Origin of the sequence: Paenibacillus sp. 2003, from assembly GCF_031455635.1 — a bacterium.
Lineage (GTDB): Bacteria > Bacillota > Bacilli > Paenibacillales > Paenibacillaceae > Paenibacillus > Paenibacillus amylolyticus_B.
In genome coordinates, this window is sequence record NZ_JAVDTB010000001.1 from 1764851 (window position 1) to 1780357 (window position 15507).

16 protein-coding genes are annotated in these 15507 nt (G+C 43.2%); 11 read left to right on the plus strand and 5 right to left on the minus strand.

The genetic code is table 11. The features are described from left to right. The first annotated feature begins 70 nt into the window (after positions 1-70). From J2X75_RS07835 to J2X75_RS07845, 3 genes are all read left to right on the plus strand, one after another. Positions 71-616, plus strand: coding sequence for an RNA polymerase sigma factor (locus J2X75_RS07835; RefSeq protein WP_310335535.1), 546 nt, complete (start codon positions 71-73; stop codon positions 614-616). After that, on the plus strand, positions 591-2237 hold the full coding sequence (locus J2X75_RS07840) for a DUF4179 domain-containing protein (RefSeq protein ID WP_310335537.1): 1647 nt from the start codon (positions 591-593) through the stop codon (positions 2235-2237). Before J2X75_RS07835 ends, J2X75_RS07840 begins: the two co-directional genes overlap by 26 nt. Before the next feature lie 164 nt (positions 2238-2401). Next, on the plus strand, positions 2402-3379 hold the full coding sequence (locus J2X75_RS07845) for an alpha/beta hydrolase (protein WP_310335538.1): 978 nt from the start codon (positions 2402-2404) through the stop codon (positions 3377-3379). 111 nt (positions 3380-3490) lie between these two features. Here the strand turns inward: J2X75_RS07845 and J2X75_RS07850 are convergent, their stop codons facing one another. Together J2X75_RS07850 and J2X75_RS07855 are read right to left on the minus strand one after the other, a co-directional pair. Next, positions 3491-4642, minus strand: a complete 1152-nt coding sequence (locus tag J2X75_RS07850; RefSeq protein WP_310335539.1) for a glycosyltransferase family 61 protein — start codon at positions 4640-4642, stop codon at positions 3491-3493. A 129-nt stretch (positions 4643-4771) separates the two neighbouring features. Further along, positions 4772-6124, minus strand: a complete 1353-nt coding sequence (locus J2X75_RS07855) for an MATE family efflux transporter (protein ID WP_310335541.1) — start codon at positions 6122-6124, stop codon at positions 4772-4774. Between the two features lie 136 nt (positions 6125-6260). On the opposite strand from J2X75_RS07855, the gene J2X75_RS07860 reads away from it, so the two are divergent. Further along, positions 6261-6944 (plus strand): TetR/AcrR family transcriptional regulator C-terminal domain-containing protein, encoded by a 684-nt coding sequence (locus J2X75_RS07860; protein ID WP_105598810.1) that lies wholly within the window; start codon positions 6261-6263, stop codon positions 6942-6944. A gap of 46 nt (positions 6945-6990) precedes the next feature. Here the strand turns inward: J2X75_RS07860 and J2X75_RS07865 are convergent, their stop codons facing one another. Further along, positions 6991-7878, minus strand: a complete 888-nt coding sequence (locus tag J2X75_RS07865) for a LysR family transcriptional regulator (RefSeq protein ID WP_192131494.1) — start codon at positions 7876-7878, stop codon at positions 6991-6993. A 157-nt stretch (positions 7879-8035) separates the two neighbouring features. Between J2X75_RS07865 and J2X75_RS07870 the strand changes: the two genes are divergently transcribed. Continuing rightward, positions 8036-8875: an SDR family NAD(P)-dependent oxidoreductase gene (locus J2X75_RS07870; RefSeq protein WP_210108199.1), complete on the plus strand. Its 840-nt coding sequence runs from the start codon at positions 8036-8038 to the stop codon at positions 8873-8875. Beyond that, complete coding sequence (locus tag J2X75_RS07875; RefSeq protein ID WP_310336694.1) at positions 8865-10043, plus strand: MFS transporter; 1179 nt, start codon at positions 8865-8867, stop codon at positions 10041-10043. The genes J2X75_RS07870 and J2X75_RS07875 overlap by 11 nt, the downstream gene beginning before the upstream one ends. A 29-nt stretch (positions 10044-10072) precedes the next feature. Here J2X75_RS07875 and J2X75_RS07880 read toward each other — a convergent pair whose 3' ends face one another. After that, positions 10073-10474, minus strand: coding sequence for a VOC family protein (locus J2X75_RS07880; protein WP_310335544.1), 402 nt, complete (start codon positions 10472-10474; stop codon positions 10073-10075). Between the two features lie 205 nt (positions 10475-10679). After that, positions 10680-11339: a helix-turn-helix transcriptional regulator gene (locus tag J2X75_RS07885; RefSeq protein WP_310335545.1), complete on the minus strand. Its 660-nt coding sequence runs from the start codon at positions 11337-11339 to the stop codon at positions 10680-10682. Between the two features lie 166 nt (positions 11340-11505). Here J2X75_RS07885 and J2X75_RS07890 point away from each other — a divergent pair, with 166 nt between their 5' ends. From J2X75_RS07890 to J2X75_RS07905, 5 genes are all read left to right on the plus strand, one after another. Continuing rightward, positions 11506-12864: an MFS transporter gene (locus J2X75_RS07890; protein WP_310335547.1), complete on the plus strand. Its 1359-nt coding sequence runs from the start codon at positions 11506-11508 to the stop codon at positions 12862-12864. 12 nt (positions 12865-12876) lie between these two features. Next, the gene (locus J2X75_RS30300; protein ID WP_366344733.1) at positions 12877-13224 is read left to right on the plus strand and encodes a winged helix-turn-helix transcriptional regulator; all 348 of its coding nucleotides are present in this window, start codon (positions 12877-12879) and stop codon (positions 13222-13224) included. Further along, positions 13214-13573 carry a HesB/IscA family protein gene (locus J2X75_RS07895; RefSeq protein ID WP_124114812.1) on the plus strand — a complete coding sequence of 120 codons (360 nt, stop codon included), beginning with the start codon at positions 13214-13216 and terminating at the stop codon, positions 13571-13573. The genes J2X75_RS30300 and J2X75_RS07895 overlap by 11 nt, the downstream gene beginning before the upstream one ends. Positions 13574-13594: 21 nt before the next feature. After that, a complete protein-coding gene (locus tag J2X75_RS07900; RefSeq protein WP_310335549.1) occupies positions 13595-13882 on the plus strand; it encodes a HesB/YadR/YfhF family protein in 288 nt (95 codons plus the stop codon). Between the two features lie 196 nt (positions 13883-14078). Further along, positions 14079-15443, plus strand: coding sequence for an MFS transporter (locus tag J2X75_RS07905; protein WP_310335550.1), 1365 nt, complete (start codon positions 14079-14081; stop codon positions 15441-15443). The last annotated feature ends 64 nt before the right edge of the window (positions 15444-15507 follow it).

Genomic DNA, 15507 nt, shown 5'->3' on the forward strand with positions numbered 1-15507 from the left:
AAAGAAAAAGTGAATAAATTCCGACTCTACTTTGTCTATATTATATCCCCACAAGAAAGGAGTGCCGGAAGTGACCGAGCATGAACTATTCCATACGTACAACAAAGACGTATATCGCACATGTCTGTATATGCTCAAAAACGTGCAGGATGCAGAAGATGTATGCCATGATGTTTTTGTTGTCGTGTTCCGCCAAGACTGGAGAAATGTGTCACATCTAAGGACCTGGATCATGCGTATTGCCATGAATCAATGTCTGAACATTATTAGAAGAAACAAAGTTAAGGGCGAGAAACAAAACAAAATGCAGTTGCTGCATAAACAAGAAGTGTTATCTAATGATCCGGTTGACACTACTGTTATGGCTAAGCTTTCCTTTGCTGAACTGGAGCAGCAGCTCCAAAAATTACCGGACAAGCTTCTTAGTGTTGTGACTCTCCGATATATTGGTGATCTATCCGTGGCTGAGATTGCAGGGACTTTAAACATTCGACAAGGGACAGTGCGAACGAGATTATACAAAGCTCTAAAGTTAATGCGAAAAAAAATTGAATTCTACGAAAAAGTTAACATGAGAGGAGATAACACTTATGAAGTCAGTAGAATACAAGGTTAAGAATCATTTGATTCACTCAGAACAGGTGGAGTATCCGGACTTTGAAAAGATGTTCAATAGCATTCAAACGGGAGAATTGCGAGTAGTTAATGATGTTCATAACAGACCCCAAAGGCAGAAAACGAAGGCAGCTATTGTCCTGGGTATTTCCTTAGCCGTCATGGCCACTCCTGTATATGCAGCCTTACAATATGATTGGAGCGATGTCTTGTCCAATAAATCAGGGATTGAGTCGGCCCTTAAAGCTGGTTATGGCCAGATCATTGAACAAAGCGTAACAGCCCACGGAGTTACATTAACGGTGCATAATGCATTTGTGGATGACAACCGGACTGTGTTACTATACACAGTCAAGCCAGAATTGGAAACTGAGAAACAAGAAATCAGATATAATCAAATGCTCTTAAAAGACAGTAATGGGCAACCTATTGAAGGGCACTATTATCAGAAATGGAATGCTGAACAAGGCGTTTATCAAGGGTATTTTGAGACAGACTGGGTTATGCAGGAGAAACAATCAGATCTTCAGTTCTCCATTTCTGATGTTCTTTACTTAGAAGACCTTGAGCAAGAGATTCGTCTTGACCCTAAAGATTCAAGTACGCAGCAGTTTAATATACAAAAGAATGGGATCGACAAAATAGAAGTACAGTCCTTCAAATATGCTAAAGGCGAAATCATGATTAATTCTGAGGTTACCTTCTCTGATCCAGAGGTGAAGGAACAATCTTGGGCTGGAATCAGAGCTTATGATAGTCAACAGAAGGTTATTAAAGAAACGGAGAATCCTGAGTATGGCATGGAGGGAGTATCCGGTGACTATTTCAGCAGACAAATGTATAACGAGCAGCAGTTCAAAGAAGGGAACCGCTTCACCTTCACATACACTCATGAAAAACAACGGACAGAAGGCACATGGAACCTGAATCTACTCTTATCTCGTCAAGAAATGGAAACGACCACCTATAAAAAAGAACTGAATATTCCAATACATTCTTTAGCTGATGAGGCAAGCATAAGTGGCATGGTAGTAACACCAACACAAATTCGCTTAACGATCGATCATGATGAAGAATACTTCAGATTGCCTTACCGGACTTATCAACTTCAAGTGGACGGCAAGGTCATGGATGGCTTGATATCGCTTGATGGAACAATGAATGCAAATCAAACCGAATTGCGCTTTGAACAATCCAATTTTCTCATGGATGTTAAGTCATTAGTAGACAAACCAATGACTTTAATCGCAAAGAAAAGGGTAGATGAACATGCAGGTAGTCGTGCATCCATTCATCTAACTGATATATCCACTGAACCGAAAACTATTGCGAGCGATTACGAAGGGTTTCCTATCATCTGGACCTATTATATCAAGGACGGTAATCTGTACGTAGAGTCAGAAAGCCCGGATAATACATTTGGAGGGGTTAACCAAACCTACTTCCTTGAAGGAGAAGAAAAACATTACTTAGTACCCCACTTTTTCTCAGAGTTAGGGAACAAGCATATGGACGTGTATAAAGATTTTAAGAAATCAGATTTAGAGCTATACGTTTGGAACTATACAACCAGGTTACAGGAGAAGGAACTTCGAGTATCACTTACTGGTAAATCGTTATAAAATCATGAAATGTGTTATGCACAGTAGTCTATGCGCCTCAACATAATTTTTGCTTGTTCATACTCCGTTCATATTCCCGTCATGAAGGGGACATCTTCCATGGTTACACTATATCTATGTCGCAAGAGCGGCTCTACAGATATAAAGGACAGGAGAAGATGGATATGGCAGAAACAGTGGATGTAACAACAACGGGGACTAAGGGCCGTAAAAAACAGAACTTATGGTTAAAAATAATAGGTGGTATTGTCGGCGCGCTGGTGCTGTTCATGGGCATCACGTTTGTCGTTCATACGATAAGTAATGGGGCCGAGAAAAAGAAAATCGAATCGTACGGCCAATATGTCAATGTCGATGGGAAGAATATGAATGTGTCCATTCAAGGCAGCGGCGAACAAACCATCGTGCTACTTCCCGGACAAGGAACCCCTTCGCCAGTACTTGATTTCAAATTGTTAATCGATGAATTGACGCCTGATTACAAAGTTGTGGCGATTGAGCCTTTCGGTTATGGGTTAAGTGACCAAACCGAAACGGAGAGAACCACCGAGAATATTGTTAGTGAAATTCATGAAGCTGTACAGCAGCTCGGTATAGATCGTTATATTCTGATGGGGCATTCCATCACGGGACTGTACGCGGCGACTTATGTGAACACGTATCCGGATGAAGTCTCTGCTTTTGTCGGGATCGATAGCAGTGTTCCGAATCAACCTGGCATGGATGTTAAATTACCTTTGAACCTAATGAAATTCCTTCAAAAATCGGGCTTAATGAGAGTCCTCCAAGCAGTAAGCGGTGATTCATATGCATCACTTGCATACGATGAACATACCAAAGAACAGATGAAGTTGATTTCGAATCAAGTTTCGACAAATCCGACATTAGTAAATGAGCTTAAACATCTGGGTTCCAATTTCAAAAATGGAGAAAAACTCACGTATCCTCGTGATCTGCCAGTGCTTCTCTTTGTTCTTTCCAATAACGAGAAAAACCCGCAGTGGATTCCGCTACATGAAGCACAAGCCAAACAATCCGCGCAGGGCAAAATGATCCCAATGGAAGGTTCACATTACCTGCATCATACGAAATACAAAGAAATCGCCGAGGAATTCAAATCTTACATGAAAGAAATCCAATAGCATAATGATCCTTATACTGCGGTGCCAAACTTGGTGCCGTGGTTTTTTTGTTATCAGAACGGCCAACAAGTTAAAACAAATATAATCATACTTTAGCTTTGGTGTAGAAACTTAGCTATGTTCAGTTAGTCCAGCTAAACGAAGAGTCTGTTCCAGCCGATCCAGATCCACGTAGAAGTCCTCCAACCCCGGAAAACGCTCCTGTGTTGTCCCGTCTTCTTGCCCATACATCATGTAATAATCAAGTTGGTTATGGTTACTGATCATCCAGTAAGTAGGTACAACATGCCGGATATGAAAAATTTCGATAACACGAGTTCCCTTAGTACAAAAAGCAAGATTGGCCAGTCCGGCTCCATGGGGTGAAACGATTGCTTTTGCGGAAGCAAAAAGCTGGACTTGTTGGGATATGGTCCAATCCTCCAGGCAAACTGGAATAAATCCGTACGCCTCTAAACGGCGGATGACTTCATCTTCATTAGCTATTCGTCGGGCAGAGGCTTTGCTCCGAGATATGAAAATGCGAACGGGGGAATGGAGTGTTGTGTCACGTCCGGGTAGCATAAATGTCCGAAGGATAGTTGTGGCCCAAGGCGGATAGTGGGAATTCATCATTATGGAAGGCACGATCAATTGATCGGCCTGAATTTCCAGATCATCTCTAGTACGAATCACGGCCGAATCCGAGACGCCAAACATTGTTAACGTTTCTTTCACAAAAGAACCATGAGGATTCGGATTCATGACCAGAGATTCAAAAGGAATATTCAGCATCCGAAGCATACCCAGTCGTGGCAAAACATCATATAACCAATGAAAATAATTATGACTTCCGCAAAAAGTTAAAACGGCAGCAGTCCCCTGGATATGTCGAGGTTCTTGAGATATCTCGCGATGCAAAGCGGGGTGTTCTTCCAATATCATCATTCTATTTTGTCGTGCATCGTATTCCGGGGAAAGGTCGAAGATCAGTTTTCCGTCGGATGCCAGGATAGCACCTGATGTTCCCCAAACACGCCCATTCGATATATATGCCATATACCCACCTTGGGGATGCAGGGTATATGGCATCAAATAACGGTGAATCTCCGTTTCAAGGGTTTTGGGGAGCTTGAATTCAGCAGCTCCGCCAAAATCAAAAGGGTCAAGTTTATCTTCGCCGCCGGGAGAAACGGAAGTCATCCATTCCATAATGTCTCTATAAAAACCGAACTTATTTGGATTGGCGTCTATCGATTTAACATTTTTGCATATTTCATTCATTGTTCATCCCTCCGAGACCCTTGTTACTTATGATGCTAATTTATGCAAACAGCGATCAAAGGAGACGAAGATGGGAAAATAGGTAGCAAACTTGGGGCGGTGTTATTTTTCTGAAAAACATTTGCGAAATTACTGTGCCAAATGTTCCAGATCGGGCTGCAATTTGGTCCGCAAAACATATAACATGATGGCCCCAACTAGGAACGCGACGGCATCCGCAATAACGAGCGACCAGATCACTCCATGAAAGCCGTTCATTTGATTAGCGATATACAATACAGGAATTAACGTAACTCCTTGAATTATGGACATAACAAACGCCGCGGTTCCTTGGGCTGTTGCTTGGAAGATCCCCATAAACAAAGAAGTCATTCCTGTAATGAACAAGGATAAGAAGGTTACATGCAGAATGTAGCTGCCCATTTCAATTAATTGCGGGTCAGTCGTAAATAAACCAATCAAGTGGTCAGAGATCAGATAGACGACAAACCCAAACAGGACGGCTAACGCCAAAATAGATTTGATCGTGAATCCAATCGTTTGTTTCATGCGTAATTTGTTCGCTGTGAATGAGAAGGCAATCAACGGCACAACTCCCTCGCACAAGCCCATCAGAATAAACTCAGGAAATTGCAATAAACGTGATGAGATTCCATACCCCGCAACGGCCTGATCCCCATATTCAACAAGAAAAAGGTTAAGAATAAGCGACATTGCACCCAAGAAGACACTCATAACAAAGACGGGAACACCGATTTTGAACACATTGCTCAGGATGTCCTTGGTCACCTTGAACCATTTCAGGGAGACGGTTAAGAATCGACTTCTATAACTCATATGGTAAGCGTAAAATGCACTCGCAACCAAGTTGGATATGACGGTAGCAGATGCAACTCCAATCACGCCCCAATGGAAGACAAAAATGAATAATGCATCAAGAACAATATTTATAACAACACTGAGAATCATACCGGTCATTGAGGTGATTGCTGAACCTTCTGAGCGCACGATATTCTCCAGCGTGAAGAATAAGATGACGAAGGGTGAACCCATAAGCATAATCGTGACATACTCTTTCGTAAATCCGAAGGACTCTGGGGTTGCCCCCAGCCCATGAACGATTGGTTCGATCAGCGGGAGGCCAACGGCCATCACAATAATTCCGAGAACTAAACTACTGTAAAAGGCGAATGAAGATACATGCTTCAGATCATCGACTTTTTTCTCTCCCAGCAAACGAGAGATGAATGTACCGCTGCCTATACCAATTAAATTACCAAGGGCCATGATGACCGCGAATAAAGGTAAAGTTAGTGCAAGTGCAGTTAACATTGCCGTATTACCCAGTGTGCCAAGGAAATAGGCATTCAAGATGGAGTAAATAACACTCATTGACGTGCCAAGCATCATTGGGACAGCAAAGTGAGCTACGGCTTTGGCGATTGGTGCTTTTTCAAAGTAATGGAGGTTTTCTGTATCCATGTGGGTCACTACTTTCTTCGTTAATATTGATCTAATCTAACACCGTTAGATTGAACCTTACAGTGTTAGATGTTATCATGAACTTATGGACCTGTAAAGCATAAACTTACACTGTTAGATAAAAGGGCGGATACCGATGAAAAAACAACAGCCTCAGATTTCGGAAGATAAGATTTTGGAAATTTCGTGGGAGCTTCTCGGAGAAGAGGGCATCGAGAAATTCAGCATGAGACGATTGGCAGACAAGCTGGGGATTCAGGCTCCATCTCTATACTGGTACTTCAAGAGCAAGCAGACGCTCTACCAGCGTCTGGCCAACCAGATATCAAAAATTATTCTGGACGAGTTTCACACTGAAGGAGACTGGAAGGAGCAGATGGAGGGGCTTGCCGTGACGGTACGGAGTGTGCTCAGCAGATACCCGTGCTCCACACAGCTCATGATGATGACGCTGCCTCATGAACCGGACATGATCCGCTTCACCAACCGCATGTTGCTCTGCATGGAATCAACACCACTAGAGCAAGAGCAGAAATTACAGGCCGTTCTTACACTAGTCAACTATGTATTCTATTTCGTACTGGACGATTATCAGCATCAGCGCAATATATCTGCTGTCCTTAAGGACAAGGAAGCACTTGAGGGTGAAGAGATGATCCATCTTCTGGACTCTATGAGTGAAAAGGAAGCTGGACTCTTCAGTAGGATGTATAAGAATGGTCTGTTTGAGGTGATGGGAACCGACGGAGCTTTTGAGTTTGGCTTGAAGCTTATTTTGCTCGGGATCGAACAAGTGGTAAAGAAACCCACCGAGAATTAAACTCCGGTGGGTTTCTTCTTGTACTCACGTTAATCCCTTTATCAGTCTAAAATTTAGCCTGAATTTCTTTTAAAAACAAATCCGCAGCAGTCGAAAAGACCTGATGTTTTTTCCAAACGATATTTAAGCCAGATTCAAGTCTTGGCTCTAGAGGTCTGAAACAAAGGTCGCTTTCACTAGACGTATTCACTATTTTATCAAGTGTTAATGCATAACCAATACCTTCTTCAACCATAATGGCAGCATTATATGCAAGATTGTATGTAGTAACCACGTTTAATTTGTCAAAATCTTCGCCAAACCAATCCGCAAACTCATTTTTTGAAAATGTCTGCTTCATTGACTGTCGTGAACAGATCAATGGAACATGAAATAAGTCTGTGGATCGAATCGTATCTTTGGAGGCGAGTGGACTTTCTTTTCTCATAACCACTCCCCAAACATCTTTGTCGGAGAAATTGATATAGTTATATTTGGAAACATCCGCTGGCTGGATTAGAATACCGAAGTCAAGGAGCCCTTTGTCGAGCCGCTCAGTTACATCATCTTCATTGCCGCTGTATAGGTGATAGCGTATATTGGGATATTTATTCTGTACGTCTTTTGCCACTCTTGCAATCTGTTTCATGGCTTCCGTTTCTCCACCGCCAATATAAATATCTCCACTTATGGTTTCTTCCATGGATTCAAATTCTGCCTCTAATTTATCGACCATACCCACAATTTCTTCAGCCCTATTTCTTAAAAGCATACCTTCATCTGTGAGAATAATACTGTAACTACTGCGAATAAATAATTTCTTTCCCAACTCTTGTTCAAGGTCTTTCAATTGTCTGGACAAGGTGGGCTGCGTAACATGTAAGAAATCAGCAGCGCGTGTAATACTTCCTTCTCTGGCGACCGTAAGAAAATAACGCAATACTCTAATCTCCATTTTAACTCCTCCTTTATCCTTTATATTCTACAATAAACCTTACAGAAATGCCTTTCAAGCATAACTTGTTATAAGATATGAGTATTTGTTATGTGGTGTATAAACGCTAAACTAAAAAGCAAGGCAATTGGAGAAGAAATTGAAAGGAATGAATGATATGGATAAGACAAAAGTATGGTTTATCACTGGCGCTGGTCGAGGTATGGGCACAACTATTGCTAAGGCTGCTTTAAATGCTGGACACAAGGTTGTTGCTACCGGCCGAAATCCCGATGCAGTGGTTCGTGCGATCGGTGATTCCGAGAATGTAATGGTTGTCCCATTAGATGTTTGCGAGCCTGCTGATGCACATGCCGCAGTTAAGGCGGCAATTGAACGGTTCGGGGCGATCGATGTACTCGTAAATAATGCGGCACATTTCTGTGGAGGGTATTTTGAGGAACTGACCCCTGACCAGATTGAACATCAGCTACAGGTGGCGTTGGTTGGTTCCATGCACGTTACCCGGGCCATATTACCTGTGATGCGCACCCAACGTTCAGGACATGTTATCTCGATCTCTTCGGGCGCTGGCATTTCAGGATTTGAATTTAATTCGGCATATAGTGCTGCAAAATTTGCGCTTGAGGGATGGATGGAGGCATTGGCTCCTGAGGTAGCTCCTTTCGGTATTCATACGACTATAGTCAATCCCGGATTTTTCCGAACGGAATTTCTTACCGATGCATCCTCAACTTTCGCTAAGCCTTCGATTGAGGACTATGATGATCGGAGAGCTGGTCATCTGGAATTTTTTAATAATCAGAACGGGCAACAACCTGGAGACCCAAAAAAACTTGCCAATGCTCTCCTTCAAATTGCAAACGAGGCCCAACCGCCGCAACGCTTCATTGCAGGAGCCGACGCGATAGACATTGCAGAGCAGAAAATTGCCAACCTTCAGACAGAGATCAATGCTTACCGGGATCTCTCTAAATCCATGGCATATGACAACTAAACGAAATCACCTGCTTGTATTCATTCTGACCTTTGGTGTATTCAGTATTTTAAATACGGAGATGGGCGTAATCGGAATCTTGCCTTTGATTGCAGAACATTACGAGGTCAGTATCTCAACCGCTGGTTTGATTGTGAGTCTTTTTGCGCTTGCGGTTGCTGTATCTGGTCCCACTTTACCCTTATTATTTTCGGGAATGAACCGCAAGTATGTTATGTTGTTTGTACTTGGGATTTTTAGTGTGGGCAGCCTGGTCTCCGCCATCACATCGAACTTTACGGTATTGGTCATTGCACGTGTCGTTCCGGCTTTTTTCCATCCTGTCTATTGCTCATTGGCATTTACGGTCGCAGCGGCGTCAGTCCCCAAGGAAGAAGCGCCGAAGGCAGTGGCTAAAGTATTTGTAGGCGTGTCGGCAGGCATGGTACTTGGAGTACCCCTTTCGAGCTTGATTGCCACCAGCACATCGTTGTTCTATGCGATGTTGTTCTTTGCCGCCGTAACGATCGTCGCATTTGTAGCAACACTTCTTTTTGTGCCCTCAATGCCAGTTACGAAAAGAATCTCTATGGGTACTCATCTGTATGTATTGAGAAGATCCGTGATGTGGCTATCCATTGCTGGCGTGATTTTCATGAACGGAGCTGTATTTGGGGTCTATAGTTACCTTGCTGAGTTTCTGAAAACCGTGACAAGATATGACTGGAACACCGTCAGTGTGTTGTTATTTCTATATGGCTTGGCCAATATGGTTGGGAACATGATAGCAGGGAAACTGCTCGCTAATTTCCCTTTAAGAACGATCAAGATGTATCCCATTGCATTAATAATGATATACATCTTGTTGTTCACCTTCGGACAATTCAGTGTGCCAACAGCCTTCCTTATTTTCATTTGGGGGATCATAGGAGGCATAGGGGGCAATATCACTCAATATTGGGTGGTATCGGCAGCACCAGAGGCACCCGAATTGTCGAATGGGATCTTTCTAACCTCTTCCAACCTGGGAACAACACTTGGTGCTAGTGTATGTGGACTAATCGTAACTGGAATAAGTACACAATATATTGTAGTTGGAGGAATCGTATTCCTTATCTTTAGTATCGTAACGAATTACTTCAGAATCTCCATGACTGGCCGATTCGAGGGTTCCAAAGTTGAAGGATAAGAGGCGGACGTAGTGATAGACGTTATATATTACCGTTTCGGCATTTTGCTCTCATCCATATACAACAGGTTCCAGCGGTGACCGTCCAGGTCGGCAAATCCCGCGCCGTACATCCAGCCGTCTGTTTCACCCGGCTTGCCAAAGATGGTTCCTCCAGCTAACTCGACTTTTTTAATAAAAGCATCAACTTCTTCTCTGCTGTCAGCACCAATGGAAAATATCACTTCTGCGCTATGGGAAGTATCTGCGGTTTTAGCACCTGTAAATTTCTCGAACGTTGCATCCGGAAACAGGAGAATTGTTGTTGAGCCTATGACAAGCTGGGCTCTCTCGCTACCAACATTCTCCCCATGGAATCCAATCTCATTGAAAAAGGTAGTGGATTTCACAACATCTTTCACCGGCAGGTTCATCCAGATTTTTTGTGACATGGCTGTAGCCTCCTAGAGTATATTTTCAACACTCTTACTATACTCTACCTCAATTCAAAATTACATAATCGGGTACATACGATTATGAAAGAGTTAGAAATAAATTGTGTAATGAAGGATGATTTAGAGAAATGAAATCCGAATCGTTCTAATCAATTCAAATTCCAAACCAAAAGAGCAATCTCCAATGAGGTTGCTCTTTTGGTCATGGCTTATTTTGCCTAACGCTGTATACGCAGTTTCTTCCTCCGGCTAGAATGTATTCTCCCCGTTCAATATGAACATTATCGCCTAGAACTGTTTTGAATAAATGTAACTCATTCTTGCACAACCCGGTACATACCGCGGCCGCTTCACAGATCGGACAATGCTTCTCAATGAATAGGAGACTGCCATCATCCTGCTCCTTAACTTCGGCCATATAACCTTCATTGGTACGAATTTCGGCCAATTTCTCCAATTTCTCTCTGACTCCTGATGCATCGCCAAGATGCTGAAGATATTGTTCTTGCATATTTTTATTTCGAACATCCAGCAGCTTGTCCAGCCCTTCAGTACCAAAAGCTTCTTTCATCGAATTGATGAGGCTGACGGATAAATCGGAATATCCACTTGGGAAAAAACGATTAGCTGCGGGAGTTAATATCCATAACTTGGTGGGGCGACCCATGGGACGGGCCTCTTCCACAGTGGTAACCAATCCTTCTCCTTTTAGCGCATTCAGATGTTGACGAATAGCCATTCCGGATAACGAAAACTGAGAGGAGAGAGTGACAACATCCATTCCCCCGCGCTCTTTTAACAGATTAATAATTGCTCTCCGGGTACTGGTCGAGACATCCTTTTTAATTTGATTTCCGCTCATGGTGCACCTCCTTGTGACGCTACTGAATCTACATGAATAACTACATTTTAAACAAAAATGTTGACAAAGTCAAAGCCGAACTGTAGCTTAGACATTATAAACAAAAATGTTTACTAAGTATCCGGATACGATGTATACATACCAATTTTCTTGGAGGTCACATTTCATGTCGTCTAATCATCAAAGTATTTTCAGCCCGCGTTATTTTGCATTATCCATAGGAATTATTTTGTCAGTGATGGCCGTTGGATTCGAAGGTCTATCCGTAACCACCATTGCTCCTTCAATTGCTGGAGACTTGAACGGTCTTAGCCTGTTCGGGTGGATATTCAGTACATATCTGCTTGCGCAGATTATCGGGACGCTGGTCGTCGGTCGGATCATTGATAAAAGAGGACCTGCAGCACCGTTCACTTTTGCACTTCTGTTGTTTATCGTAGGGCTGATCGCTGCCGCAACCGCAGGCGACATGTATACCATGATAGGATCACGGGCCCTGCAGGGGTTGGGTGCCGGAGCTATGATGACTTGTGTGTATACAGCTATATCCTTAAGTTACCCGGATGAGTTACGTGCCAAAATACTTGGAGCATTTGGTACAGCCTATGTTCTTCCGTCCATGCTCGGTCCATATGTAGCCGGTCTTATCGCAGATCAGTGGTCCTGGCGCTTTGTTTTCTGGGGGATATTACCTGTGCTGGTGGTTTCAGCATTGCTTAGTTTACCTGCCTTTAGGAAATTGAAAGTGCAGAAGACGGGAGGGGATAGCGGATCTTCATCCACTTGGATGGCGTTACTCTTAACGTTAGGTACAGGGATTTTCCTGGTTGGTCTAAGTATGCTTCCGAGCATTATGGGATTTGTTTTAGTCGTGATTGGCCTAGTATTGATGTTATTTCCGCTCCGTAAATTGCTACCGAAGGGAACTCTTACGTTGCGAAGAGGTATGCCAGCAATTCTGGCAACACGTGGGTTGTTCTTCGCTGCCTATACCAGCACACAGAATTTCTTGGTATTAGCTCTAATCGACGTGAAAGGAATTACACCTTCACAGGCCGGATTAATTGTCGCGAGTGCTGCATTAAGTTGGTGTATCATTGCGTATCTGCAAGGACGATGGGATGCGGCTGATCAGGGCAGTGGACGTCATATGAGAATCATTCTTGGGGTAATGCTGCTTGCGATAGGGATTGCCATCGTATTTTGGGTACCTGTTGTGACCGTTACCATCGCAGTTCTTGGTCAGATCATTGCAGGAGTTGGTATTGGATTGGCGCACCCGATTAGCGGTGTTGTCGCATTTTCCCAAACGGGAGAGGAAGGTGTGGGCCAAACCTCAGCAAATCTGCAATTTGCAGATTCTTTTACACCTGGTGTAGTGATTGGCATTGGTGGTTCCATTCTTGTCGTGTGTCAGGCTGGCGGTATGTCACTTCAATCCGGCTTAATTGTAGCCATGGGTTTCCATCTCTTGTTGATCGTCACGAGTATCATTGCCAGCACTCGGATCTCACCACGCGGATGAATAAGAAAGTGGGTGTGCGAACCATTGTTCACTGAAGATCCGAATAAAATATTTACAGCTTATCGCATCATCGGAACGAAATGGACGATCCATATTTTATGTGCTCTGTCTCAAGGCCCGAAGAGATTCGGTGAAATATTTGATAGCATTCCTTCCATTTCCGAAATGATCCTCTCCAGACGTTTAAAGGGCCTTCAACATGATCATTTGGTCAAAAGAACAATACGGACACGTCCTACACAAATTATTTATGAACTTACGCCAAAAGGAGCTGCTCTTGCGACATTCATACCCTGTCTAATGGACTGGGATACCAAATTTCAAAATGATACCACCGGGAGGAATAAAGATGATCATTGAGGTCAGTGATTCAGCATCGGACAAAATCGTTGAGATCTTATCAAGTGCGGATATACAAAATGCCTTCCTTAGAGTAGGCGTTGATGAAGGGGGATGCAGTGGTTTATCTTATACCCTTATCGTGGATGAACAGCAGGCAGAAGAAGACATTGTGTTACATAAAAAGCAATTTAGGATATTGGTGCACGCAAAAAGTATTCCATATATTGATGGTCTTGAGATTGACTATGAAGAGAGCGGAATGTTAGGGGGATTCACCATGAATAATCCAAATGCCAAAGTTTCGTGTGGATGCGGGGCGAGTTTCAGAATGGCCAATTATCGTGGCGAAGTGAAAAAATGTGATTAATGAAGGAAGGAGTGCAGAGCAATGATTTCATTTGTAATATCTGATCAAGCGATCGATTCATTTAAGAATGAATGGGATTTGGAAGAGGGCCAATATGTAAGGATTTATGCAAAATATGTCGGAGGAGGCTCAGATGCTTTTACGGTTGGCATAAATGCGAGTGCTACACCGGTCGATCCCGCATTGGTTCAATCCATTGGAGGATTTCATTTCTTTGTTGAAAAAACAGATGCCTGGATTCTGGAGGATGAGCTTCTCCAAATTGACTGTAATGAAGACGGCATATTTTCAAGCAAAATCTCCTATTGAACATGGGAACCCTATTCTAGACCATAATCTTACTTTTTAAACATTTAACTTTACAAAGTATAACGCTTCATGTATATTCAGGAAGTAAAAAGGTTTAATTTACCATAATAACCATCAAATTACGGAGGTGTAGAAGACAAACAACAATCAGATTGGGATTTTTGATGCTCAGTACAGGGCGCCTACAATTGGAATTATGCTGGTTCTTTCAACCGTAGCATTCGAAGGACTGGCTATCACAACGATTGCCGCGAAAATGGCACAAAGTTTAGAGGGCATTCATTTATACGGTTGGATCTTCAGCGCATTTTTGTTATCTCAGCTTATTGGAACTTTGGTTATGGGTCAGCAGATTGACAAGCGCGGTGTTTTTACATCCATGCTGATATCTTTTAGTGTTTTTGTGTTAGGTACTGTGGTCTCCGCTATCTCTTTCGATATGCATATGCTTATTGCAGGAAGAGCCCTTCAAGGTTTTGGAGCGGGGGCCCTGATCACATGCGTTTATACCTGTGTGACATTGCATTATCCAGATGCACTTCGTACTCAAATCCTGGCCGCATTCTCCATGGCATTTGTCCTGCCTACCTTAATCGGACCTTATGCAGCAGGCCTTATTGCTTCCTACATCTCGTGGCGATATGTTTTCTGGATTGTTTTACCCTTGATTGGAATAGCGCTCAGTCTCACATTCCGTTCTTTTCGTAATTTGCAGCTTCAGCAAGATCTGACAGGTCCAGCGCGAGCAACCGACTCAAAGATTATGTATGCGATTCTGCTTGCCGTTGGAACGGGGCTGTTACTCACAGGCCTTGGTATGATAACCGATTGGAAAGGTATAGTACTCACTTTTGGTGGATTAGTCGTCATGATCACACCAATGCGTAAATTGCTGCCTGTGGGCACTTTTTCAGTAAAAAAAGGATTGCCTGCTACTTTGGTTTCGAGAGGGCTATATGTTGCTTGTTATTTTACAACGGAAAGTTTTGTGATCTTGGCACTAACCGAAGTGAAGGGGTTATCAGCCGACCTTGCCGGCCTCATTGTGGCAGCAGGTTCTCTGAGCTGGTCCGCCGCAGCGTGGTTACAAGCCAAGCTTGATGCACGAGATCAAGGTCGTGCCCGAAAGGGTAGGGTCATGACGGGCATTGGGATTATGATCGTTGGAACTGTACTTGTGATCATGGCTCTTATTTTGACGGACGGCGGGATTATACTCATCCTTCTCTCACAAATGATTACAGGGTTCGGTGTTGGCTTGGCCAACCCTACAACGGCAGCCATTGCTTTACAACATGCCTTGCCAAGGAAAGAGGGAGAAATGTCCGCGAATCTGCAATTTGTGGATTCCTTCTATATGGGAGTAAGCATTGGAGTTGGTGGCGCTCTGATTGCTTTGTCCGAAACTTTACAGTGGGGCATATCTACAGGTGTTTTGATCGTGTTAACACTACAATTACTATGGGTCTTGTTAAGTTTCTTAGCATCACTACGAATTACCAAACTCGTTCATCAAGAACATCATCCAATCAACCAAGTGAAGGATAACATCTCCATGTAACGGATGACGACCGCGTCGTTAAATACATCATGAAGAACGGGGGGACTAATTGCATTGGGAGGTG